Source organism: Streptomyces sp. NPDC087300, assembly GCF_044744425.1.
Classification (GTDB): Bacteria; Actinomycetota; Actinomycetes; order Streptomycetales; family Streptomycetaceae; genus Streptomyces.
On record NZ_JBIUYI010000006.1, the window covers coordinates 33,521 to 56,852 of the forward strand.

Annotated in this window: 19 protein-coding genes; 9 read left to right on the forward strand and 10 right to left on the reverse strand. The window is 75.0% G+C overall.

Translation table 11 applies throughout. The annotated features are described in order from the left end of the window. The 4 genes from ACIO9J_RS25110 to ACIO9J_RS25125 form a co-directional block, all read right to left on the reverse strand. A partial coding sequence (locus tag ACIO9J_RS25110; RefSeq protein ID WP_402003756.1) for a BTAD domain-containing putative transcriptional regulator occupies positions 1–1,147 on the reverse strand: 1,147 nt, incomplete at its 3' end. A gap of 258 nt (positions 1,148–1,405) precedes the next feature. Beyond that, positions 1,406–3,556 carry an ATP-binding protein gene (locus tag ACIO9J_RS25115; RefSeq protein WP_402003759.1) on the reverse strand — a complete coding sequence of 717 codons (2,151 nt, stop codon included), beginning with the start codon at positions 3,554–3,556 and terminating at the stop codon, positions 1,406–1,408. Next, entirely contained in the window at positions 3,546–4,319 is a 774-nt protein-coding gene (locus ACIO9J_RS25120; RefSeq protein ID WP_402003762.1) for a response regulator transcription factor, read from the reverse strand. The genes ACIO9J_RS25115 and ACIO9J_RS25120 overlap by 11 nt, the downstream gene beginning before the upstream one ends. A gap of 145 nt (positions 4,320–4,464) precedes the next feature. Further along, positions 4,465–4,965, reverse strand: a complete 501-nt coding sequence (locus ACIO9J_RS25125) for a hypothetical protein (protein ID WP_402003765.1) — start codon at positions 4,963–4,965, stop codon at positions 4,465–4,467. A gap of 142 nt (positions 4,966–5,107) precedes the next feature. On the opposite strand from ACIO9J_RS25125, the gene ACIO9J_RS25130 reads away from it, so the two are divergent. Further along, entirely contained in the window at positions 5,108–6,772 is a 1,665-nt protein-coding gene (locus ACIO9J_RS25130) for a sensor histidine kinase (RefSeq protein ID WP_402003767.1), read from the forward strand. An 8-nt stretch (positions 6,773–6,780) separates the two neighbouring features. After that, entirely contained in the window at positions 6,781–7,512 is a 732-nt protein-coding gene (locus tag ACIO9J_RS25135) for a response regulator (protein ID WP_402003770.1), read from the forward strand. A gap of 70 nt (positions 7,513–7,582) precedes the next feature. Here ACIO9J_RS25135 and ACIO9J_RS25140 read toward each other — a convergent pair whose 3' ends face one another. Next, the gene (locus ACIO9J_RS25140; RefSeq protein WP_402003773.1) at positions 7,583–10,987 is read right to left on the reverse strand and encodes a BTAD domain-containing putative transcriptional regulator; all 3,405 of its coding nucleotides are present in this window, start codon (positions 10,985–10,987) and stop codon (positions 7,583–7,585) included. Between the two features lie 80 nt (positions 10,988–11,067). On the opposite strand from ACIO9J_RS25140, the gene ACIO9J_RS25145 reads away from it, so the two are divergent. Beyond that, positions 11,068–11,979 (forward strand): alpha/beta fold hydrolase, encoded by a 912-nt coding sequence (locus ACIO9J_RS25145; RefSeq protein WP_402003776.1) that lies wholly within the window; start codon positions 11,068–11,070, stop codon positions 11,977–11,979. Here ACIO9J_RS25145 and ACIO9J_RS25150 read toward each other — a convergent pair. Then, positions 11,976–13,391: a PLP-dependent aminotransferase family protein gene (locus tag ACIO9J_RS25150; RefSeq protein WP_402003779.1), complete on the reverse strand. Its 1,416-nt coding sequence runs from the start codon at positions 13,389–13,391 to the stop codon at positions 11,976–11,978. The genes ACIO9J_RS25145 and ACIO9J_RS25150 overlap by 4 nt on opposite strands. Before the next feature lie 90 nt (positions 13,392–13,481). Here ACIO9J_RS25150 and ACIO9J_RS25155 point away from each other — a divergent pair, with 90 nt between their 5' ends. Further along, positions 13,482–14,291 (forward strand): alpha/beta fold hydrolase, encoded by an 810-nt coding sequence (locus ACIO9J_RS25155; RefSeq protein WP_402003782.1) that lies wholly within the window; start codon positions 13,482–13,484, stop codon positions 14,289–14,291. An 87-nt stretch (positions 14,292–14,378) separates the two neighbouring features. Here ACIO9J_RS25155 and ACIO9J_RS25160 read toward each other — a convergent pair whose 3' ends face one another. Then, entirely contained in the window at positions 14,379–15,359 is a 981-nt protein-coding gene (locus tag ACIO9J_RS25160; protein WP_402003785.1) for an SDR family NAD(P)-dependent oxidoreductase, read from the reverse strand. Beyond that, positions 15,352–15,894 (reverse strand): cupin domain-containing protein, encoded by a 543-nt coding sequence (locus tag ACIO9J_RS25165; protein ID WP_402003788.1) that lies wholly within the window; start codon positions 15,892–15,894, stop codon positions 15,352–15,354. Before ACIO9J_RS25165 ends, ACIO9J_RS25160 begins: the two co-directional genes overlap by 8 nt. A gap of 117 nt (positions 15,895–16,011) precedes the next feature. On the opposite strand from ACIO9J_RS25165, the gene ACIO9J_RS25170 reads away from it, so the two are divergent. Further along, on the forward strand, positions 16,012–17,268 hold the full coding sequence (locus ACIO9J_RS25170) for a peptidoglycan-binding protein (RefSeq protein WP_402003791.1): 1,257 nt from the start codon (positions 16,012–16,014) through the stop codon (positions 17,266–17,268). A 160-nt stretch (positions 17,269–17,428) separates the two neighbouring features. On the opposite strand, the gene ACIO9J_RS25175 is transcribed toward ACIO9J_RS25170, so the two are convergent. Continuing rightward, positions 17,429–18,139: an RNA polymerase sigma factor gene (locus ACIO9J_RS25175; protein WP_402003794.1), complete on the reverse strand. Its 711-nt coding sequence runs from the start codon at positions 18,137–18,139 to the stop codon at positions 17,429–17,431. Between the two features lie 127 nt (positions 18,140–18,266). Beyond that, positions 18,267–18,998 (reverse strand): response regulator, encoded by a 732-nt coding sequence (locus tag ACIO9J_RS25180; RefSeq protein ID WP_402003797.1) that lies wholly within the window; start codon positions 18,996–18,998, stop codon positions 18,267–18,269. A 170-nt stretch (positions 18,999–19,168) separates the two neighbouring features. Between ACIO9J_RS25180 and ACIO9J_RS25185 the strand changes: the two genes are divergently transcribed. The 4 genes from ACIO9J_RS25185 (at position 19,169) to ACIO9J_RS25200 (ending at position 23,304) form a co-directional block, all read left to right on the forward strand. Beyond that, complete coding sequence (locus ACIO9J_RS25185) at positions 19,169–20,425, forward strand: sensor histidine kinase (protein ID WP_402003800.1); 1,257 nt, start codon at positions 19,169–19,171, stop codon at positions 20,423–20,425. A gap of 159 nt (positions 20,426–20,584) precedes the next feature. Further along, positions 20,585–21,106: a sigma-70 family RNA polymerase sigma factor gene (locus ACIO9J_RS25190; protein ID WP_402005380.1), complete on the forward strand. Its 522-nt coding sequence runs from the start codon at positions 20,585–20,587 to the stop codon at positions 21,104–21,106. Further along, a complete protein-coding gene (locus tag ACIO9J_RS25195) occupies positions 21,103–21,846 on the forward strand; it encodes an anti-sigma factor domain-containing protein (RefSeq protein WP_402003803.1) in 744 nt (247 codons plus the stop codon). Before ACIO9J_RS25190 ends, ACIO9J_RS25195 begins: the two co-directional genes overlap by 4 nt. A gap of 93 nt (positions 21,847–21,939) precedes the next feature. After that, positions 21,940–23,304 (forward strand): cryptochrome/photolyase family protein, encoded by a 1,365-nt coding sequence (locus ACIO9J_RS25200; protein ID WP_402003806.1) that lies wholly within the window; start codon positions 21,940–21,942, stop codon positions 23,302–23,304. Positions 23,305–23,332 lie beyond the last annotated feature (28 nt).

Sequence of the window (23,332 nt, forward strand, 5' to 3'; positions counted from 1 at the left end):
CACGCTCGGCGCCACCGCCACCGCCACCGGTGCCCTGCGCAGCCTCGACGCCACCGGCCCCGGCACCCTGCACACCGTCGCCGCCATCGACACCGACGCCCTGCACACCCTCAACGTCACCGGCCCCAGCGCGCTGCGCACCGCCGACAGCACGAGCCCCGGCGGCCCGCTCACCACCGCGCACGGCAGCTCCGGCGTCCCCGGCCTCCTGAGCACCGGCGACGGCACCCGGGGCGCCCGCCCGCACATCACCCACGGCACGAGCCCTGGCGACCCACTCACCACCGGAGCCACCGGCACCAGCACCAGCACTCCGCCCCTGCCCCTCCAACGGCCCTTCCCCGACCGGCACTCCGCCCCCAACGTTGCCCGACTCCCCCCGCAGCACCTCCCGATGCGCCTCCCGCACCCCCGCCCCCGGCTCCACACCGAGTTCCTCCACCAGCCTGCGGCGCAGTTCGCGGTGGACGGCCAGGGCCTCCGCCTGGCGGCCCGTGCGGTGCAGGGTCAGCATCAGTTGGCGGTGGAAGACCTCGCGGAGCGGGTGTCGGGCGACCAGGGACGTGAGTTCGGGGATGAGCGCGGCGAGACCCGCGCCCCCGCCGCCGAGTTCGAGCTCTGCGTCGTACCGCCATTCGAGGGCGAGCAGCCGGGCCTCTTCGAGGCGCGGTACGAGCGGGTGGTCCGCCACCGTGTCGGGGAGGCCGCTGAGCGGCGTGCCGCGCCACAGGGCGAGCGCCTCCGCTGCGTGGGCCGACGCCCCGGCCCAGTCGCGCGCGGCGTGCGCCGCCCGCGTACGGGCGACCTCGGTCTCGAAGAGGCGTACGTCCAACTCGCCCTCGGCGACCCGCAGCCGGTACCCCGGCGGCACCGAGCGCAGCCGCTCCGGATCGTCGAGGAGTCGCCGCAGCCGGGTGACGTGGTTCTGCAGGGACGCCTGCGCGGACGCGGGCGGGAAGTCGCCCCACAGCGCGTCCTTGAGGGCGCCGAGGGAGACCACCCGGTCCGGCTCCAGGAGCAGCGCGGCCAGCAGCGCGCGCCCCTTCGGGCTGCGCACCGGACGCGGCTCGCCCGCCGCGTCGTACACCGCGGGCGCCCCGAGCAGGCCGAACCTCAGTCCGGACCGCAGCTCGCACCGCTCACTCACGCCATCTCCCCGTGCCCCCGTGCACACCGTTGGCCACATGTTAGCGATCTGTTGGTGAGCCCTGATGTGATCACGACATCGGACCTGGCCCGCCGGTACTCGCGCACAGCGCGTAACTCGGGGGAGTGTCGCCGCCGCGGCTGGGTCCGGGGGCAGAGAGAGCCCCGGTCGTCGGAGGTGAGCGACCGGGGCTTTCGCCCCGTCCGATGGGACCGACCGGAGCGATGGGAACGACCGGACCGGGCGGGAGCCCGGCGGTCAGACCGCCCCGGCCCGCCCCTGCGGCAACCGCACCGTGAACAGCGACCCCTTCCCCGGCGTACTCTCCGCCGTCACCGTCCCGCCGTGCGCCTCCGTCAGGTTGCGGACGATCGACAGGCCGAGGCCACTGCCGCCCGTCGCGCGGGTCCGTGACTTGTCGGCGCGCCAGAAGCGGTCGAAGACGTGCGGCAGGTCGTCGGGCTCGATGCCCGTGCCGGTGTCGGCGACCTCGACGAGTACGGCGTCGGGCGTGGTCCGGCAGGTGATCCGGACGCTGCCCCCGTCGGGGGTGTGGCGGATCGCGTTGGAGACCAGGTTGCCGACCGCCTGGCGAAGGCGGAGCGGATCGGCGTCCAGCCAGGGGTCGCCGAGCGTCGTCGCCCGCAGCCGTACGCCCGCCGCGTCCGCCCGCGCCTGGTGCGCCGCGGCCACCTGCTCGGCGATCTCGGCGGCCCGCACCGGTTCGCGGTGCAGCCGCAGCGTCCCCGCGTCGGCGGCCGCCAGGTCCTGGAGGTCGTCGACGATGTGCTGGAGCAGCAGGGCCTCTTCGAGCAGCGAGGTGACGAGTTCGGGGTCGGTCTCGACGACGCCGTCCTCGGCCGCCTCCAGCCAGCCCCTGATGTTGGACAGCGGGGTGCGCAGCTCGTGCGCGACGTCGCTGACCATCGCCCTGCGCTGCTCCTCCAAGGCCTTGCGGTGGGCCGCCATGTCGTTGAAGGCGGCGGCCAGTTGGCTGATCTCGCCCGCCGAGCGGGTGGCACTCGCCGGGACCGGCGGTCCTTCCGTGGTGCCCGACTTCATGCGCCGCGTCGCGGTGGTCAGCGCGCGCAGCGGGCGGGTCAGCCGAGTCGCGGCGAGCGCGGTGACGGCGACCGTGACGGCGAGGACGGCCGCGGCGAGCCCGGCGAGGCGGGCCGTGTTGGCGACCGAGAGGCTGAAGCCGCGGGCGACGGGAGCGCCGTCGGAACTGGTGATGAAGAGCAGGGCCGGGGTGGAGACGAAGGGCCCGAGCTGCTCGCGGCGAGCGGTGTCGACGCAGGTGACGGCCGCGGAGTTGGCCCCGGAGACAGCGGATCGCGCGGCGCGTGAGGGGGTCGCGGCGGCGTCGGAGGGGGTGCTGGCAGGATCGCCCGGACGAGCGCTGGGAGTACTGCCGGACGGGCTGTCGGCGGACGGGCTGTCGGCAGCGCTGCCGGACGGGTTGCCGGAAGGGCCGCCGGGAGTCTCGCCCGGCACGGCCGCCGCGCCTCCGGGCCCGTCCCCCGGGCCTGCCCCGGCCCCGTCCTCGACCCCGCCCTCCGTTCCTGACCCGTCCGCGGCCTCCGGCTCGACGGGCGGATACGTCGGTATGACCCCGACCGGCCGCGCGCCGTCACGTCCCGTCAGGTCGAGGCTGACCGCGACGGGACCGAGCCCGCGCCGCTTCATGCACGCCTCGACCAGGGAGTTGAGCTTGTCGACGGCCTTCTGCTCGGTCCGCGTGGGCCGTTCGAGCAGGGCGCCGGGGCACTGGACGCCGAGGATCTCGGCGGGCCTGGTGCCGGGTCCCTCGCCGGTTTCCACGACGGGGCGGCCGCCGGGCCCGACGACGAGTTCGGCGGGCAGCCCGAGCCCGTGCAGACAGGACACGTACCCGTCGGCCTCGTTCTTCAGGCGCGTACGTTCCGATGCGGGGAGCCGGTAGGGGCCGACCGCGCGCGGGTCGATGCGGTCGGCGGACCGGTCGTCGGGCCGGCCCGCGAGCGTCGTGTCCACGGAGAGCGGGTCGACGACGGCGGACGCCTGGGGCGGCAGGGCCGCGGGTCTGCGGGCGTCCTTCGCCGCCGGTCCGCCCGCGGGCACCGCCGAGTCCGTGATGACCTTGCGCTCCTGGGTGGTGAGCGCGATGCGGCGGCCGGTCTCCCTGGCCAGCTCGCGGACGGCCTTGTCGGCGCCGCGCCAGTCGGGGGCGGCCGCGCCGATGCCGAGCAGCCGGTCGTAGATGCGCGCGTCGTCGGCGAGCACCTGCCCCTGCTCCTGCCGGATGGCACCGGACGTGGTCTGCGCGGCGAGCCACGCGGTGGCGGCGATCGAGCCGACGGAGACCAGCACGGAGACGGCGAGGAGCCGCGTCAGCAGGCTCTTGCGGAACGGGACGTCACGCGCCACGCGACGCCACCGATCCGCGCGGCCCGTCCGCGTCCGCCTCCCTGCCGCCCGCGCCCACCAGCTTGTAGCCGATGCCGAAGACCGTGATGAGGCGGGCCGGATTGCGCGGGTCGGATTCGATCTTCTTGCGGAGGTTGAGGACGTGCACGTCGACCGTGCGGACGGATATGTAGCCCGACGAGCCGTGGATGCGGTCGAGGAGCTGGGGGCGCGTGAACACCCGGTCCGGTTCGCCCGCGAGCGCGGTGAGCAGGTCGAACTCGCCGGGCGTGCAGTCCACTCCGCGCCCGTCGACGGTCACCTCGTGCCGCAGCGGGTCGACCACGAGGCCGTCCACGCGCAGCACGCGCTGTGCGGCGTCCGGTACGGGATGGTGGATGCCGCCCACGCGGCGGAGCAGCGTCCGTACCCGGGCCATCAGCTCGCGCGGGCTGTACGGCTTGGTCAGGTAGTCGTCGGCGCCCAGATCGAGGCCCGCGAGGAGGTCGTCCTCCGTGGAGCGGGCCGTGAGCATCAGGATCGGCAGCCCCGTCAGGTCCGGCGGTCCCTGCGACGACCGCAGGACGCGGGTGACCTCCAGGCCGTCGGCGCCCGGCATCATCACGTCGAGGATGAGCAGGTCGGGCGTCCTGTCCCGGGCCTCGCCGAGGGCGGCACGCCCGTCGTGGACGACGGCGACCGTGTGACCCTCGCGCTCCAGATAGCGGCGGACCAGCTCGGCCTGTTTCTCGTCGTCCTCCGCGACCAGGACAAAAGCGCACATGGCGTTGAGGATAGGCGGCCGCCACAAGCGGAACGGGATCCGGACGACGAGCTGACAGGATCCTCATAACTGGCCGGGCCGGCCCCGCTCACCTCCCGCCCGCCGACGCATACCCGCCCGCCGACGCCGCCCGACCCGCCGACGCCTACCCGCCCGCCGACACTTCCCCGTTCGTCCACGCGTACACCGTGTCCCCCTGCACCGCGACCCGGTACTGGTAGTGGTCCCCGCACTCCGCCCGCGCCCCGCCCGGCGTACGGTCCGGCCACCAGGGCGCGTCGAGTTCGGGGGCGGCGGCGGACCGCCGGTCCGCCCCGCAGCGGTCCTCGGGGGTCAGCCGCTCGCCCGCGGGGAGCGTGAAGCGGATCAGCTTGGCGGCGCCGGTCGTCTTCACCTTCACCTTGACGTTGCTCGCCTCGCGCGGAATCCACTCGGGCAGCACGAACGCCAGGTCGCCCTCGGTGGGCGCGTCCGCCGCCGTCGCGAAGGCCCGGGTCTTCTCCTTGAAGACGTGCTCGCTCACCGCGTCCGGCACCAGCGAGCTGTTCCGCAGCGCGGGCGCCGCGACGGCGACGGCACCCGCCGCGGCCACGCAGCCCGCGGCGACGATGACGACGACACCGGTCTTCTTCTTGTTCAGGGGCATGGATCCAGTCTTCGCGCCCGCGCGCCCCTTTCCGTACGGCCGCAGGACGAACCTCCGCCTCTGCCCATAGGCAGAGAAGCTGAGCGCCATCCACCTCAAGATGTACGAAAAGGACGGGCCCGCCTGTCCAATACTTGACGTCATGCGCCACCGCTCCCCCTTCGCCCCCGGCCCGTACACGACCTGGCACCTGGTCCGCGCCGCCCTGGAGGCGCTGGCGGGCGGGGCGCTGCTCGTCCTGACGTACTCCGGCTTCGGCGCCGCCGTCTCCGACCTCTCGCGCGGCGGCAAGATCACGTACGGCGTCGTCGTGCTGCTCGCGCTCGTCGTCCGGCGCCGCTTCCCCGTGGGCAGCCTGCTCGTCCTCGCCGCGCTCGCGGGGGTGATGCCGCAGGCGGGCCTGCTCGTCGCGGTGGCCGCCTATCCGGCGGCGCGGCAGCTGGCCGAGCCGCACCGCAGGGTCGCCGTGCTGCTCACCGCGGCCGCGCTCACCATGGCGGTGGCCGCGGGGACCGCGCGGCCGATGGCGGTGGGCAGCTGGCAGTACGGGCTCGCGCTCGGCGTGATGCTCGCGGCCGCGACGGTGATCGTGCCGGGGCTCGTCGGCACGGCGACGGGCCAGCAGGACCGGCTGCTGCGCGCGCTGCGGGAGCGCACCGCGGCCGCCGAGCGGGCCCGCCGCCTCGCCGACAGCGAGTCCCGCATCCACGAGCGCTCCCGTATCGCCGCCGAGATGCACGACCTGGTGGGCCACCGGCTCAGCCTGATCTCGCTGCGCGCAGGCGGCCTGGAACTGGCCCTCGGCAAGCAGGCCCCCGAGCTGCGCGACGAGGCGACGATACTGCGCAAGGCCACCCGGGACGCGATGAACGAACTCCGCGAAGTCCTCGGCGTCCTGGGCCCGTTGGGGCGCGACACCGGCACCGACGCGCTCACCGACGCGACCGGCACGCACCCCGACATCGAGGCCCTGGTGGCCGAGTCGCGCGGCGGCGGCATCCCGGTGACGCTCGCCTGGGATGGCCCCGACCTGGGCGCCGCGGAGGGCCCTTCGGTCCGCAGGGCGGTGCACCGCGTCGTACGGGAGTCCCTGACGAACGTGCACCGGTACGCGACGGGCGCGCCGGTCGAGGTGACGGTCACGCACACCGACGACGAGGTGCGGATCTCCGTGCGCAACGGCGCCCCGCCGAGTCCTCCGGCCGCCACCACGGGCCTGGGCACCGGGCGCGGGCTCGTCGGACTGCGCGAGCGGGTGACGCTGCTCGGCGGCACCTTCGAGGCGAGCGCGGCGTCCGGCGGCGGCTTCGACGTGACCGCGGCGATCCCCACGGGACCGGACGCGGCGAGCCGCGCCGAGCCGCTGCCGGGTCCGCCGCTGCCGGACACGACGGCCGAGGAGGGCGCGGTCGGCGGCCTCCAGGGACGCATCGCGGGCGTGCTCACGACGGTGCTCGGGATGGGCGGGGTGGCCCTGATGCTCGGCCTCGGACTCGGCCTGGTGAGCGAGGCGCAGCCCGGTCCCGACCTGCCCGAACGGCAGGAGGTGCACATCGGGATGGGCAAGGACGAGGTCGAACGCTCGGTGCCGACGGACAGCGAGGCGGTGCGGGCGGCCGCCGCCGGGCACGGTCCCGCGGTGCCCGCGGGGACCACGAGCTGCCTCTATCCGTACGTGAACGGGACCTCGGCCGACGGAACGGCGGACGACGAGAGTACTGACCGTTTTGCGGTAACTCGCTACTGTTTCCACGATGATGTCCTGACCGCCATCGACCACTTCACCGTCCCGCTGGCCAGACCGTAGGAGCATCCATGACGACGCCGCCGACTCCGCCGCCCCCTCCGACGTCCCCGCCTTCCGGGACCCCGACGACCATCCGCGTCCTGCTCGCCGACGACGAGGAGATGATCCGGCACGGCGTCCGCATGATCCTCCAGCACGCCGAGGGCATCGAGGTGGTCGGCGAGGCGGTGAACGGCGCCGAAGCGGTCACGCTCGCCGCCGAACTGCGCCCCGACGTCGCGCTCGTCGACATCCGCATGCCCGTGCTCGACGGCCTCGCGGCGATCGGCCCGCTGATCGCGCTCGACCCGAAGCCGCAGGTCGTCATGCTCACCACGTTCGGCGACGAGGAGAACGTGACGCGCGCCCTGGAGTCGGGCGCGGGCGGCTTCCTGCTCAAGGACGAGGGCCCCGACGAACTGATCCGCGCGGTGCGGGCGGCGGCCGTCGGTGACGCCGTGCTCTCGCCCGGCGTGACCGGGACGGTCATCAAGCGGATGCTCCAGGGCGGCACCTCGGCCGCGCCCGCGAGCGCCACGGGCCCGGCCGCCGCGCAGGACCGCCTGGCCGCCCTCACCGACCGCGAACGCCAGGTCCTCGCCATGCTCGGGGCGGGCCTGCCGAACCTGGAGATCGGTCTGCGGCTCGGCATCGGCGTGGGCACGGTCAAGACGCACGTGGCCGCGGTCCTGGACAAGACGGACAGCGACAGCAGGGTGCAGGCGGCGCTGCTCGCGCACCGGGCGGGTCTGGCGTCCTGAGGAGCGGGGCCGGTGACGGTCAACGGTCGTCGACGGTCGCCGGCCGGTGACGGTCACCGGCCCTTGACGGTCAGCGGTCGCGCAGGCGGGACTCCAGGGCGCGGGCCCGCTCGTGGTGGCGTGCCGCGTCCGGGGCCCTGCCGAGGGCGGCGGCGAGGTCACCCGCGTACCGGTCCACCGGACCGAAGCTGACGAGACCGCTGCCCGCGCCCGCCATATCCCCGCAGGCGGGGAGCAGTTCGCGGTACAGCCGCTCCATGAGGGCCGGATCGTCACCGGCGGCGACGGCGGCCCGCGCGTGCAGACAGAGGCGGGCCTCCAGGAGGAGGTCGGGCGGGGAGGGCGGGATGTCGCCGGGGGCGGTGAGGGCGGCGGGGCCGACGGGTCGGCACCAGGGTTCGTACGGCCCGAAGTGGCCTTCCGCGACGTCCGGTTCACCCCCGCCGACCGCGCCGTCCTGGACCCGCAGGCTCAGCAGGGCGAGCGGCAGCAGCCCGTCCGCCAGACCGCTCATGCCCGTGTCCGGGAGACGGGCCGCCGCGGCGGTGTACGCGGCGCGCGCCTCCTCCGTACGTCCCGACACGGCCTGCTTCAGCGCGGCGTACCACTCGGTGAACACCCCGACGAGGGGCAGGTCGTAGCGCTCGGCGAGCCGGTCGGCGGCCTCGGCGTGCGCGTCCGCCTCGGCGAACTCCGCGCGGGCACAGAGCGCCTGAAGGCGCATCAGATGCCCGAGGACGCGAAACGCGACGAGACCGCCACCACCAGTGGACACCTCCCCCGCGATGCCCACCAACTCCGCCCCGATCCGCAGCCGTTCGGGGGCGAGTCCGGCCCGTTCGAAGCTGTGCATGAAACGGGCGTTGAGGGCGAAGGCGAGCAGCCCGGGGTCCCCTCCCTCGCCGAGCCCGCGGGCGAGCGCCTCCGCCTCGGCGGCCGCCTCACGGCCGCGCGGCCCCGCCGTGCCGCGCGACTCCATGGCGACCGTGGCGAGCAGTCGGCAGCGCGCCGCCGCGTGGTCCCCCGGGAGCGCGGAGAGTGCGGAGAGTGCGGAGAGGGTGCGCTCGGCGGCGTCGACGACGCGGTGGGAGAGCGCTTCGTCGTCGTTGCGGGTCCAGTTGCCCGGGACGTCGAAGGCGCCGATGACCTGGGCCGTCAGCTCGGGGTCGCCGAGCCGTTCGGCGTCGGCGAGGGCGTCGGAGCGGTGCCGTCTGGCCGCCGCGAGGCCGCCGGTGACGGCGAGGGCGCGGACGAGTCCCGTCACGAGCCCGAGCCGCTCGCGCACGGCCCCGTCGTCCGTACCGCCGTCGGCCCCCGCCGCCAGCAGGCCGTGGGCGTCGACCGCGGCCTGCCACAGCCGGGCCGCCCGGTGCGGCGCTGCGTCCCGCTCGGCGCGGCGGGCGGCGCGGCGGGCGTACTTGACGGCGCGGGCGGCGGTCGCCCGGGTGCCCGCGCGGAGGTAGTGCTCCGCGAGGGCGTCGGCGTCGTGCGGGCGCAGCGAGGCGATGGTCTCCGCGACGGTGGTGTGCCAGCGGGCGCGGCGGGCCCGTGAGATGTCCTCGTACAGCGTCTCCTGGACCAGCGCGTGGGCGAACCGCACGCGGTCCGGGCCCTGTTCGGCCAGGAATCCGTGCCGCAGTGCCGCCTCGACGGCGCCGAGGACGGTCTCCTCGTCCCCGCCCGCGAGCGGGACAAGGAGGTCGAGGTCCACCTCGGGCCCGATGACGGCGGCCTGCCGCAGCACGGTCCGCGCCCCGTCGTCGAGCGCGCCGAGCCGGTGCCGGATGACGTCGCGTACGCCGACGGGGACGCCGGAGAGCGCGGCGCGGCCGTCCGTGGCGCAGAGGCGGGCCAGTTCGCGTACGAAGAAGGGGTTGCCGCCGCTGCGGGCGTGCACGGCACGGACGGCGTCGGCGGGCACGCCGGGGCCCGCGACGGTGCGGACGAGCGCGGCCACGTCGTCCGCGCCGAGCCCGCCGAGCACGACCCGCACGGGTTCGCTCCGCGCCACGCGCCCGAGAGACACGCGCAACCGCGCGGACACGTCCCCCTCCCGATACACCCCGACGACCATCACCCCCGCCACCGCCGCCCCGACCCCCTCCAGACACTCCAAGGTCTCGTCATCGGCCCACTGCAAGTCGTCGACGACGATCAACACGGGCTGCCGCCCCCGCGCGGCGACGCGCCGCAGGGCTTCCCTGAGGGCGCGGCGCCGCCGGAAGCGGGCGTCGGGTGCGGGGTCCCCGGCGTGGGGCGCCACTGACCCCCAACTCACCTCCGCCCCCAACTCCGCAAGCACCGTGCTCCACGGCCACGCCGCCGGTACGCCCTCATGTTCCGGGCAGCGGCCCCACGCCGTGGTCCAGCCGAGGGCCGACAGGCGTGCCGTCAGGTGTTCGGCCAGGGTCGTCTTGCCCGCGCCCGCGTCGCCGGAGAGCAGGACGAGCGCCTGGCCCCCCGCCGCGACGGAACGGGCGGCCTCGTCCAGGGTCGCCAACTCCCGCTCCCGCCCGACGAATCCGTCGGCCGCCGCTCCCGCCGCCGGAGCGGAACCGGGCGCTGAGTCCTGTCCCGTCGCCGAGCGCCCCACGGCGGCACCGGGCACCGAGCCCTCCGCCCCGCCGGGGCCGAAGGACCCACCGGCCCCGGCCACCGCCCCCACCAACAACCCCGGATCCTGCCCCAACACCCCCGCCTCCAGCTCCCGCAGCCCCGGCCCGGGGTCCACGCCCAGTTGGGTGACCAGGATGCGGCGGGCGCGGCGGAGGGCCGCCAGGGCGTCGCCCTGGCGGCCCGAGCGGTAGAGGGCCAGGGCCAGCAGGCGCCAGGACTCCTCGCGCCACGGGTGTTCCTCGACCTGCGTCTCCAGGTCGGGGACCACCTCACCGGTCAGGCCCAGCGCCAGCGCCCCCGTCGCGCGGCGCTCCACCGCGAGCAGCCGCAGGCCGTCCAGGCGGGCGGCCTCCGCCCGCGCCCAGTCCGCACCGGCCCACTCCGCGTAGGCCGGTCCGCGCCAGAGGGCGAGCGCCGCGTCGAGGCAGGACACGGCGGGGCCGGGGCGTCCCGCGTCGAGGAGGTCGCCCGCGTCCCGTACCGCCGACTCGAACCGCCAGGAGTCGACCGCGCCGGACGCGGCCCGCAGCGCGTAGCCGGGGCCCGCGGTGACGAGCAGCCGGGCGGGGGCGCGCGGCGGCCTGTCGGGTTCGAGGGCGCGGCGCAGGGTGGAGACGAACGTCCTGATCGTGCCGACGGCCCTCGGCGGCGGGTCCTCCCACAGGTCGTCGACCAGCCACTCCAGGGGGACGACCCTGCCGCGCGCGATCAGCAGCCTGGCCAGGACGGCCCGGTGCATCGGCCCCTTGAGGTCCAGCGGCCGCCCGTCCCCGCCGCTCGCGCCCACGGGTCCGAGCACGGCGAACGCCACCGCGGGCTCCTGCGGCGGCCGGGCGTGGCCCCCTGCTTGCTGCGGCACTCCGTCAACGTACCCGCTCGGACGGGGCGTGCTGAGCCGTCACTGATCGGCTGCTGATCCGCGCCGCGCACGCTCTGCCCATGCACCGAGAGAACACCGGGACCCCCGGCCCCCGCATCGACGGATTCACCTGCCACCGCGTCACCGTCGCCGACGGCGTCACCCTGAACGCCGCCGTCGGCGGACCTCCCACCGGCACGCCCGTCGTCCTGCTGCACGGTTTCCCGCAGACCCACCTGATGTGGCGCCACGTCGCCGCCGAGCTGGCCGTCGAGCACCGCGTCATCTGTCCCGACCTGCGCGGTTACGGCGCGAGCGACAAGCCCGCCGCGGTCTCGGCCGCGACGTACGCGAAGCGGACGATGGCCGCCGACGTCGTCGCGCTCGCCCGCGCCCTCGGCCACGAGCGGTTCGCGCTCGCCGGGCACGACCGCGGCGCGCTGGTCGCGATCAGGGCGGGCCTCGACCACCCGGACGTGGTCACCCACCTCGCCTCGCTCGACGTGCTGCCGACGCCCGACATGTGGGACGTCCTGCACGGCACGTCCGCGGCGGTCGGCTTCCACCTGTATCTGATGGCACAGCCGCCCGGCCTCCCCGAACAGATGATCGAGGCGTCCGCGGACGCGTTCTTCGGCCACTTCCTGGACATCTGGACGCGGGACCCCGGGGCCGTCCCCGACGACATCAGGGCCGCCTACCTCAAGGCGTCGCGCGAGGCCGTGCCCTCGATCGTCGCGGACTACCGCGCATCGGCCACGGTCGACCTCGAACACGACGCCGCCGACCGGCAGGCGGGCCGCACCCTCGCCATGCCGGTCACCGTGCTCCAGCAGGACTGGGGCGCCGCGCTCGGCTTCGACGCCGCCGCGCGCTGGCGGGCGTGGGCGCCGCGCCTGACCCACCGCACCGTGTCGTGCGGCCACTTCATGGCGGAGGAGGACCCGGCGGAGGTCACGGCGGCGCTGCGCGCCCTGCTCGCGACCGGCTAACGTCCGCCAGCCCCCACCGCCCCCGACACCACCTCCGCGAGGACGCCGAGCGCCGCCCCGAGGACCTCCGGCGGCGGTGACGCGAGCCCGATCCGTACGGCGTCCGGCACGCGCTGCCCGCCCGCCGCGAACGCCGGGCCCGGGGTGACCGCGACGCCGCGCGCGGCCGCCGCCGCGACGAACGTCTCCGCCCGCCACCGCGACGGCAGGTCCCACCAGCAGTAGTAGGCGCGCGGATCGGTACGGATCCGGCCGCCCGCGCGGACCCGGCCCGCCGCGTCGGCACCGAGCCGCTCGTGCAGGATCCGCTGGCGCGCGGCAGCGTCGGCGCGCTTGGCGTCGACGACCGCGGCGACGGTCCCGTCGGCGGTCCACCGCACGGCCGCCTCCAGGTGGAAGGCGGGCGCCGTCCAGGCGCCGGACCGCAGGCCGTCGGCGAGGGTGCCGAGGAGTTCAGGCGGGGCGGCCAGCATGCCGACGGTGAGGCCGGGCGCGAGCCGCTTGGAGAGGCTGTCGACGAGCACGGTCCGCTCGGGCGCGTACGCGGCGAGCGGCGCGGGCGCCTCGGGCGCGAGGAAGGCCCAGGTGGTGTCCTCGACCGCGACGATCCCGTACTCCCTTACGGCGGCGGCCAGTTGGGCCCTGCGGCGGTCCCCCGCCGTCACGGACAGCGGGTTCTGGAGGGTCGGCTGTACGTAGACGGCGGCGAGCGGAGCGCTCCGGTGGGCCTCGGCGAGCGCCGCCGGGATCAAGCCCTCGCCGTCCGTGGCGACCGGCACGAGCCGTACGCCGATCCGTTCGGCGATGGACCTCACCAGCGGATACGTCAGGTCCTCGACGCCCGCACGGCCGCCGGGCCCGCAGAGCGAGGCGAGCGCGGCGGCGATGGCCTGCCGCCCGTTGCCCGCGAAGAGCACCCGCTCAGGATCGGGCCGCCACCCGGCGCGGGCCAGCACCCGGGCGGCCGCCTCGCGCGCCTGCGGGGTGCCGGCGGGCGCGGCGGTCCGGGTGGCGTCGAGCAGCACGTCGGGCCTGAGCAGCGGGGCGAGCCCCTTGCTCATCAGCTCCGACTGCCCTGCTGTCACCGGGTAGTTGAGTTCGAGGTTCACCCCGGGCGGCGGCCCGGCCGTGCCGCCGCCCGGCACCGCCGCGTCGGGCGCCACGCGCTCGGTGAGGGCGGCGGCGCCGGTGCCCGGGGCCGCCGCCCGTACGAACGTGCCGCGGCCCACCTCACCGACGACGAGGCCGCGCCGGGTCAGCTCGCCGTACACGCGGATGGCCGTGGAGTTGGCGATGCCCCGCGCCCGCGCGAAGGCCCGCTGCGTGGGCAGCCGCTCGCCCGGCCGCAGCGCCCCGCGGCCGATCTCCGCCGCCACCTCGTCGGCGACCCGCCGGAACTCGTCCCGTCGCATGCTCCACCCCGTTTTCCCTGGTCAGCCCGCATTGCACCGAGAGCAAAGATCCTATTGCACCGCCAACGTCCCGCGGCCTAGCCTCCCTTCATGGCAACCGCACACGTCAACGGCGTCACCCTCGGCTACGACGACGAGGGCCCGGCGGGCACCCCCGACGCGCCCGTCCTCGTCCTCGTCCACGGCCACCCCTTCGACCGCTCCATGTGGACCCCGCAGCTCCGCGCGTTCGCCGCCACGCACCGCGTCATCACGCCCGACCTGCGCGGCTACGGCGAGTCGACCGTCGTCCCCGGCACCACCCCGCTCGGCACGTTCGCCGAGGACCTCGCGGCGCTCCTCGACCACCTGGGCGTACGGGAGTTCGCGCTCGGCGGGCTCTCCATGGGCGGCCAGATCGTCATGGAGTGCTATCGCCGCTTCCCCGGCCGGATCACCGGGCTGCTCCTCGCCGACACGTTCCCCGCGGCGGAGACGCCGGAGGGCAGGGCGCACCGCAACGCCATGGCGGACCGGCTGCTCGCCGAGGGCATGCGGGGGTACGCGGACGAGGTCCTGGACAAGATGGCCGCCCCGTACAACGTGGCGGCCGCGGCCCACGTGCACCGCATGATGCTGACCGCGCCGCCCGAGGGAGCGGCGGCGGCGCTGCGCGGGCGGGCCGAACGCCCGGACTACCGCGACCTGTTGACCCGGGTCACGGTCCCGGCCCTGGTCGTCGTGGGGCGCGACGACACGTACACGCCGGTCGCCGACGCCGAGGCGATGCACGCCGCGCTCCCCGACTCCGCGCTGCACGTCGTCGAGTCGGCCGCGCATCTGCCGAACCTGGAACGCCCGGAGGCGTTCGACGCGGCGGTCGCGGGGTGGCTGGACCGGGTCCGCGCACGACGGTCCTGACCGGCCCGTCCGCCAACGGCCCGTCCACCACCGGCCCGTCCAGCACCGGCCCGTCCAGCACCGGAGCTGCCACCACCGGCCCGGCCGCTACCAGGTGGGCCGCGCCCCCACCCCGCCGTCCACGACGAGGTCCGTCCCGGAGATCCAGGACGCGGCGTCCGAGGCGAGGAACACGCAGGCGTCGCCGATGTCCTCGGGCCGCCCCAGCCTGCCGAGCGGCGCGGCCCGGCCCCAACGTGCCACGCCGTCCGGCCAGTCGTCGGCGAGGCCCGGCCGGTCGATCAGCCCCGGCGAGACGCTGTTGACGCGGATGCCGAGGGGGCCGTACTCCAGGGCGGCGGAGCGGGCGAACATGATGAGGGCGGCCTTGGACGCGCTGTAGTGGGCGTGGCCGGGGGCGGGCTGGGATCCCTCGATGGACGCGATGTGCGTGATCGAACCGCCGCCGTCCTGGCGGGACATGACCTCTGCGGCGGCCTGCGTACAGCTGAACGCGCTCGCCGTGTTCGCCTCGGTCACCGCCCGCCAGTCGGCGACCGTCATCCCGTCGAGGGCCTGCACCGGCTGCACCCCGGCACAGTTGACCAACGCGTCGAGGCGCCCCCGCCACCCGGCCGCGACCTGAACGAGCCGTCGGCACGCGGCCTCACCGGCATCACCGGGACGGCCATCCACCACACCACCGCCCTCGCCCGGCACGCCCCCACCACGGGCCGCCGACGCGTCACCCCCGACACCCCCGGAACCACCGAACCCCGCGCCCCCGCCTCCTTCTCCCGGCACGCCCCCGCCCGGCACGGCCCTGCCACCGGCCGACCCACCCGAAGCATCGCCGCCCGTCAGGTCCGCCCGGACCGCGACCGCCGTGCCGCCTCCCGCCTCGATGCGGTGGACCACCTCCCGCGCGGCCGTCTCGCCGCTCCGGTAGTGGACCACCACCGCCGCGCCCGCCTGGGCGAACCGGCGGGCGATGCCCGCGCCGATCGTGCCGCTCGCGCCCGTCACCAGGACGACGCGTCCGGTGAGCCGGGGCAGCGACGGGTCCGGGCCCCACGCCGTGTCACTCACCGTCGGCCCCCGTCATCCGACGCGGCCCGTCCGCACGGCACAGCGCCCTGATGAGGTCCGCCCGCTCCGGGTGGCGTGCGGACAGCGTCTCCGGGTCGCCGCCCTCGTAGTCCTCGGGTACGAAACCGGGTGCCATCGTCGTACCGAAGAGCGCCCACCCGTGGCGTCCGGCCGCCGCGACCCGCGCGCCCATCCACGTCCCGGCCGGGACCACGAACTGCACCTGCCCGCCCGCGCCGAGCAGCACGAGCCGGTCCGTCCCGTCGGGCGCGAGCAGGAGCAGTTCCAGCGCGTCGCCCTCGTAGAAGTGCCAGACCTCGTCGGTCGGCAGCCGGTGCAGCGCGGAGAAGTCGTCGGGGTCCCGGGTCAGCAGCACGATGATCGCCGTGCCCGCGGGGCGCCCGTCGGCATCGGGTGGTCCGGCCCAGACGCTCCGGAACATGCCGCCCTCCACGGGCAGCGGAGCGAGCCCGTGCCGCGCGATCACATCCTCAGCGGAGTACCTGGAGTACCCGGAGTGCTCGGTTTCGACCATGGTCGATCGCTCCCCGCCCGAAGACCGTCATAACCACCCTCCTCGCCGCTCCTGTCCATGAAGGGGCGTTTTCGCCCCTTCATCCGTTCTTTCGGTTTCCCACCCATGGAGGGTGATGTGAGTACTCCGGTCTTCGAGGACATATCCGTGGCGCGCGACTGCCCCTGTCCGGGCTGCGCGCACGAACGGCTCGAACTCCGTACGGCGGGCGGGTCGCGGACCAGCACCCGCGCCGCGGCCGTCGTGGCGCTCGGCGCGGTCCTGACGGGGACGGGCGCGGGCGCCGCGCACGCCCTTGCGCAGCCCGCCTTCGCGACGCAGGACACGACGCACCCGGGGCAGGGCGCACCGGGCCCGCTCTTCGCCCAGACCGCCGCCGCGCGCACCGCGTCGACGCCGCTGCGCCTGACGCGGAGCCAGATCCTGGCGCGGGCCCAGACCTGGGTGGACGCCCGGGTCCCGTACAGCATGGGCGCGTTCTACCAGGGCTACCGCAAGGACTGCTCGGGCTTCGTGTCGATGGCCTGGGGCCTCGGCAGCAACCAGTGGACGGGCAGCCTCGCCGCGTACGGCGTACGGATCACCAAGAGCCAGCTCAAGCCCGGCGACATGCTGCTGTTCCACAACCCGTCGAACCCGGGCGCGGGTTCACACGTGACGATCTTCGGCGGCTGGGCGGACGCGTCGAAGACGCGGTACGTGGCGTACGAGCAGACGCGGCCGCACACGCTGAAGCGGACCACGCCGTACGCGTACTGGAACCACTCCGGCGGCTATGTGCCCTACCGCTACAAGTACGTCGTGGAGGGCGGCGGTTCCGGCGGCGGCACCGGCGGCTCCTCCGGCACGGCCTTCCCCGGCGCGGCCTCCTTCGGCCCCGGGGCGGTCAACGGCCACGTCACCGAGCTCGGCAGGATGCTGGCGAAGCGGGGCGGCGGCAGGTTCTACCAGGAGGGGCCGGGCCCGCGCTGGTCGGAGGCGGACCGCAGGGCGACGCGGGCGTTCCAGGAGGCGCAGGGGTGGCGCGGCGCCGAGGCGGACGGCATCCCGGGGCCCGCGACCTGGCGCTACCTGGTGCAGGGCAAGGGAAAGAACATCGGCGGCGGCACGGGGGGCTCCGGGGGCGGAAGCGCGACCACCACCTTCCCCGGCAAACAGCACTTCCGGCCGGGCCAGTCGAACGCGCACATCACCAAGCTGGGCAAGCAGTTGGTGAAGAAGGGCTACGGCAAGCACTACACGCAGGGCCCGGGACCGCGCTGGTCCGAGGCCGACCGACGCAACGTGGAGGCGTTCCAGCGGGCCCAGGGCTGGCGCGGCACGGAGGCGGACGGCTACCCGGGCCCGGAGACGTGGCGCCGCCTGTTCCGCTGACACGAAAACCCCACCCACCAGGCGCCCGCACCCTCCCCGCGGGCGCCCCCACCCCTCAACCACCCGCACCCCCGCCCGGCCGCCCGGCCCTCACGCCCGGCCCTGCCCCCACCGGCCGAAGGCACTCCCCGAGACGCTCCCCGAGACGCAGCCCGACGCGCTACCCCACCCGCCCCGGCAACCCCGCATTCACCTCCCGCAGCTGCCCACCCGCCTCGCGGCACGTCGCACAGCGCCGGAGGTGGGAGGAAACGGAGTCCGTGTGGCGGCGCACGGAGCGCCCCCGCAGGGAGGCCACCACACGGTCCATGACGTCCGCGCATTCCGCGTTCGCGGGATTCACGTGGTGGCGCAGATATCCGGCCCGCAACGCCTCTTTCGCGCGGTACACGAGCGAGGAAGCGGCCGGCGACGCAATGCCGAGGCGTTCGCCGATCTGGCCCGCGCCCTTTTCCTCGATGGCGAAGAGCCGTACGGCGATCCGGCGTTGTTCGGAAAGCCCGAGAAAAGCCTCACGCGCGCACGCCGCGTCGAAGTGCGCGGTGGCCCGGCAGCCGCTGTCGGACGACGGAAGGTCGGGCAATTCGGCGACGGGGAGTTCCCGGCGCCGGCGCGCCGCGCTCCGGGCCGCCGCCCTGCGCACGGAAACCCGCAGATATGCGGGGACATTGCCGACGGGCCCCCGCCCACCGCGCAGCGCCTGTAAAAGCCCGAGCATCGCGTCGGAAACGGCGTCCTCCGCATCGGCCGCACTACCGCGCGTACAGCCGACGGCACACTGCCGCGCCATCGCCACATGCCGTTCCCACAGCACGTGGAAAGCCCGTGGATCTCCGGCGCGGACCCGCTCGCACAACTCCGCGTCCGCCACGCCCTCGGCGTGACCGCCCGCCCCGAAACTCTCGACGTGCACGAACTTGCCTTTCGGTGGTGCGGAATGCGCTGTGATTCAGCGTTCCGCGCACCACGGGAAAGGTTGCGCCACCAAAGTGGACACTTCACACCAAAGGGAGACAACTTTCGGCGCTCTCGCCCTCGCCCGCGACCAGGCCCTCGCCCTCGTCGGCCGAAAGCCCCAGCTCGTACGCCAGGATCGCCGCCTGCGTCCGGTTGTCCAGGCCAAGACGGCGCAGGATCCGCGACACATACGTCTTCACGCTGGTCAGCGAGAGGTGCAGCGCCTCGGCTATCTCCTTGTTGCTCATTCCGGCGCCGACCAGGGCAAGCACCTTCACCTCGCCCGCGCCGAACGACGCCACTTTCCCGGCGAGTTCCACGACCTCCGGCGGCCGTGCGCGCCGCGCACGCGGCGCGGGCCGGGAAATCATCCGTTTCATCACGGAGTACGAGAGAACACTCGCGCCCGCCGCCACGGAACGCACCGACGAGATGAGTTCACGCGGCGACGACGTCTTCAGGAGAAGTCCCGACGCACCCGCCTCGAATGCGGCGACCACCGCTTCGTCCGTATCGTGATTGGTCAGCACGAGAACCCGCGCACGAGGCGTGGCGCGGGTCAGTTGGATCGTCGCGTCGATACCGCCGACACCGGGCATGCGCAGATCGAGAAGCACCACGTCGGGGGCGAGTTCACGGGCCATGCTGACCGCCTCCGCGCCGTCGCTCGCCTCTCCCACGACCACCAGGTCGTCGGCGGCGCCGAGCAGGGCGCGCAGACCCGCGCGGATCACCGGCTGGTCATCGGCGACGAGTACGCGAACCACGTTCATTCTTGCCTTAATTGCAGCGCCGACGCTCGTTTCATGCGGTCGATAATAACGGGGAAGCCTCTCAACTCCGGCTTGCGGCTCAGGACTTTCGGCCATTACGAATGGCGGCCGGGAGAACGTAAAGTCCTCTACCGGGATCGGTGTACAGCGCGACGAGCCGGGTGAACGACGTGACAGGCAGACAGGCCGCACTCTTGAGGAGGGCGACCCGTCGGGCTACCCGCACGGCGGCCCGCGCCTGGGCCGCACGGACACCCGCCAGGCGCGCCGCGATCACCGACGTCTCCATCGCGGCCGCCGTCCTCGTACCGTCCCTCATCGCCCTGCCGGTGGGCGGCCCGCACCTGCTCGGGCTGCGGTTCGCGACGCTGCTGCTCGCCGGGGTCCTGCTGGTGGCGCGCCGCCGCCTGCCCTGGCTCGCGCTGCTCGCCGCCTCGGTGGCCACGCTGCTCGACTACTCCTCGCGGCTCACGATGATGGCCGCGTCGTACTCGGTCGCCGTCTACCAGCGCCGCTTCCGCGCGGGCGTCCTGCTCCTGCCCGTACTCCTCGGCATCCTGTACTCCCTGGACGTACCGCCCGACGACCGGCTCGACCTGGACGGGCTCGTCGCCTTCGCCGCGGACGTTCTGCTGCCCGCCCTGACCGGCCTCGCCGTGCGCAGGCAGCGCAGCTACGGACGGGCCGTGCGGCGCGGCAACCGCATCGTCGACGGGCTCATCGAGGGCACCGCCGACCTCGCCGTCGAACGCGAACGCGCCCGGCTCGCCAGGGACCTGCACGACGGCATCGGCCACCAGCTCAGCATCGCCGCCCTCTACGCGGGCGTGCTCGAACAGCGGGCCGGTGACGACACGCGCCTGACCGCCCCCGCGCGCACCGTGCAGGACGCCTGCGCGGGCGCGGCGCGGCAGCTCTCCGGGGTGCTCGGCGTGCTGCGCGGCCAGGGCGGCACGGCCGAGCGCACCGACCCGCGCGGCTCCATCGCCGAGCTGGTGCAGTCGCTGCGCGCGGCCGGCGTCGACGTGCGCTTCCCGAAGGCGCAGGCCTCCCCGGTCCTGCTGCCCCAGGAGACGGCGCTGACCGTCTTCCGCATCGCCCAGGAGGCGCTGACCAACGCCCTCAAGCACGCGCCGGGCGCCCGCGTCGACGTGACCCTGGACGAGGACGCGCCCGGCGGCACGCTGACCCTGCGCGTGGCCAACGGTCCGGCCCGCCACCCCCGCTGGGGCGCGCCGTCCAGCGGCCTCGGCCTGCGCGGCATGCGCGAGCGCGCGGGGGCCTGCGGCGCGACACTCGCCACGGGTCCGCTCCCGGAGGGCGGCTTCGCGGTACGACTCGACGTACCTGTTCCCCGCGACGGTCAAGACCGTCCCGCGGACCAATCCGCGGGAGCGTCGGCTCCGAATCAAGGGGAAGAACGGTGAACTGACGGCCGCGCGCCCGCGCGCCCGCCACACGACGAGGAAGGCCGCACACATGCTCGGCACAGTCGGCACGGTCGACGGGCGGCCCCGATGAGACCGGCGGAGCGCGCGCACGCCGCCCCGCCCCCACCCTCGCGGTCCGGCCTCGACGGGCACCTGATGGACGTGGCGCGCGGCGACCAGGAGGCCTTCACCCGGGTGTACGACGCGGTGAGCGGCCCGGTGCTCGGCCTGGTCCGCAGCGTGCTGCGGGACCCGGCCCAGTCCGAGGAGGTCACCCAGGAGGTGCTGGTCGAGGTCTGGCGTACCGCGGCCCGCTTCCGGCCCGACAAGGGCAGCGCCATGACCTGGGTGATGACCCTGGCGCACCGCCGCGCGGTGGACCGCGTGCGCTCGGCCCAGGCCAGCGCCGAGCGCGAGCACAAGGCCGCGCTGCTCGCGGAGATGCCCGCGTACGACGAGGTGACCGAGCAGGTCGAGACGCGCCTCGAACAGCAGCGGGTGCGGCGCTGTCTGAGCGCGCTCACCAAGCTCCAGCGCGAGGCCGTCACCCTCGCCTACTACCGCGGCCTCACCTACAGCGAGGTCGCCCAGCTCCTCACCCTGCCCCTCGGTACCGTCAAGACCCGCCTGCGCGACGGACTCATCCGGCTGCGCGACTGCCTGGGGGTGAGCGCGTGAGCACCGCCGACCTGCACACGGCGACCGGCGCGTACGTCCTGCACGCGCTGGCCCCCGCCGAACGCACCGCCTTCGAGCGCCATCTCGCCGTCTGCCCCGCCTGCGCCCAGGAGGTGCGCGAGCTGGCCGCCACCGCGGAGCGGCTCGGCCTCGCCGTCTCCGTGACGCCCCCGGCCCACCTGCGCGAACAGGTGCTGCGGCAGATCACCACGGTCCGCCAGGAGCCGCCCAGGGTCCCCGCGCCGCGCAAGGTCCGCGCCTGGTCCCGGCGCGCCTCCCGGCTCGTGCTCGCCGCCTGTCTCGCCGCGGCCGCGGCGTTCGGCGGCATCGCGGTCTGGCAGCACCGGTCGGCCGAGGAGGCACGGACCGAGGCGCGCCAGGCCGAGCGGCAGGCCGCCGAGCTGGCCGCCGTGCTCGCCGCGCCCGACGCGCGGACCGTCAGCGCCAAGCTCCCCGGCGGCGCGCGCGGCACGGTGGTGGTCTCCAAGGCGCGCGACCGCGCCGCGTTCCTCACCTCCGCGCTGCCGGACCCACCGGCGGGCAAGGTGTACCAACTGTGGTTCGACGACGAGGGGAAGATGCGCTCCGCGGGTCTCCTGAACGACTCCGGCGGTACGAACGCCACGCTCCTGGAGGGCTCGGTGGGCACCGCGTCCGGCATGGGCGTCACCGTCGAACCGTCCGGCGGCTCGCCCGAACCGACGACGGACCCGATCGGCCTGATGAAGTTCCCCGCGTGACCCGTACCCGTACCCGTACCCGTATCCGTACCCGTGTCCGCGCCCTCACCGGCATCCGCACCAGCACCAGCACCAGCACCTAGGAGCACGGAATTGTCCGTATCCGTCTGCCTGTTCACCGCCGACCTGCGCCTGCACGACAACCCCGTGCTGCACGCCGCGCTACGGGACGCCGACCAGGTGGTCCCGCTGTTCGTCCTGGACGAGGGCATCGCGGCCGCCGGGTTCGACGCGCCCAACCGGCGCGCCTTCCTCGCCGACTGCCTCGCCGACCTCGACGACGGCCTCCGCGAGCGCGGCGGCCGGCTGGTGCTGCGGTCCGGCGCCGTCGTGGCGGAGGTCGCCGCGGTGGTCTCCCGCACCGGGGCCCGTACCGTGCACGTGGCCGCGGGGACCAGCGCGTACGCCCGGCGGCGCGAGGAGCGGCTGCGGACGGAGCTCGGCGCGCTCGGCGCCGAACTGCGCGTCCACGACGCGGTGTTCACCGCGGTCCCGCCGGGCGCCGAAGTCCCGCAGGACCGCGACCACTTCGCGGTCTTCACGCCCTACTACCGGCGCTGGCAGAACACCGCCATGCGCCCGGTCGTCGCCGCGCCCCGCGCGATCTCCGTCCCCGAGGGCGCGGGCGGGCGCAAGCTCCCCTCGCGGGCGTCCGTGACCGGGGTGTCGCCGGGGCTCGCGGCGGGCGGCGAGCAGGAGGCCCGCCGCCGTACGACGTCGTGGCTGCGCGGTTCCCTCGCGACGTACGCCGATCAGCAGTCGGACCTCGCGGCCGACGCCACCTCGCACCTCTCCTCGCACCTCCACTTCGGCACGGTGTCGGCCACCGAGCTGATCCAGCGCGCGGCCAGGTCGCCGGGCGAGGGATGTGACGCCTTCGTACGGCAGTTGGCCTGGCGGGACTTCAACCACCAGCTGCTCGCGGCCCGTCCGGAGGCCGCGCACGCCGACTACCGGACGCGGCACGACCGTTGGCGCCACGACGAGAAGGAGGCCGAGGCGTGGCGCGAGGGCCGCACCGGCTATCCGGTGATCGACGCGGCGATGCGGCAGCTGCGGCACGAGGGCTGGCTGCCAGGACGGGCCCGGATGCTGGTGGCGAGCTTCTTCACCAAGACCCTCTATCTGGACTGGCGGGACGGCGCCCGGCACTTCCTCGACCTGCTCGTGGACGGCGACGTCGCCAACAACCAGCTCAACTGGCAGTGGGTGGCGGGCACCGGCACGGACACCCGGCCCAACCGGGTGCTCAACCCCGTCCTCCAGGCCAAGCGCCACGACCCGGACGGCGACTACGTACGCCGCTGGGTTCCCGAGCTCGCCGGCCTGGACGCACCCGCGATCCACGAACCGTGGAAGCTCCAGGGCCTGGAGCGGGCCGGCTTCGACTACCCGGACCCGCTGGTGGAACTCGCCGACGGCCTCGCCCGGTTCAAGCAGGCCCGCGAACTGGACTGACGGACCCCGTGTGACCTGCCTGCCCCGA

Coding starts and splice junctions, on each gene's coding strand:
- ACIO9J_RS25190 (WP_402005380.1), top strand. CDS start 20,585: ATGGACGTGGCGCGCGGCGACCAGGAGGCCTTCACCCGGGTGTACGAC.
- ACIO9J_RS25120 (WP_402003762.1), bottom strand. CDS start 4,319: ATGTGCGCTTTTGTCCTGGTCGCGGAGGACGACGAGAAACAGGCCGAG.
- ACIO9J_RS25145 (WP_402003776.1), top strand. CDS start 11,068: ATGCACCGAGAGAACACCGGGACCCCCGGCCCCCGCATCGACGGATTC.
- ACIO9J_RS25180 (WP_402003797.1), bottom strand. CDS start 18,998: ATGAACGTGGTTCGCGTACTCGTCGCCGATGACCAGCCGGTGATCCGC.
- ACIO9J_RS25130 (WP_402003767.1), top strand. CDS start 5,108: ATGCGCCACCGCTCCCCCTTCGCCCCCGGCCCGTACACGACCTGGCAC.
- ACIO9J_RS25135 (WP_402003770.1), top strand. CDS start 6,781: ATGACGACGCCGCCGACTCCGCCGCCCCCTCCGACGTCCCCGCCTTCC.
- ACIO9J_RS25150 (WP_402003779.1), bottom strand. CDS start 13,391: ATGCGACGGGACGAGTTCCGGCGGGTCGCCGACGAGGTGGCGGCGGAG.
- ACIO9J_RS25155 (WP_402003782.1), top strand. CDS start 13,482: ATGGCAACCGCACACGTCAACGGCGTCACCCTCGGCTACGACGACGAG.
- ACIO9J_RS25165 (WP_402003788.1), bottom strand. CDS start 15,894: ATGGTCGAAACCGAGCACTCCGGGTACTCCAGGTACTCCGCTGAGGAT.
- ACIO9J_RS25125 (WP_402003765.1), bottom strand. CDS start 4,965: ATGCCCCTGAACAAGAAGAAGACCGGTGTCGTCGTCATCGTCGCCGCG.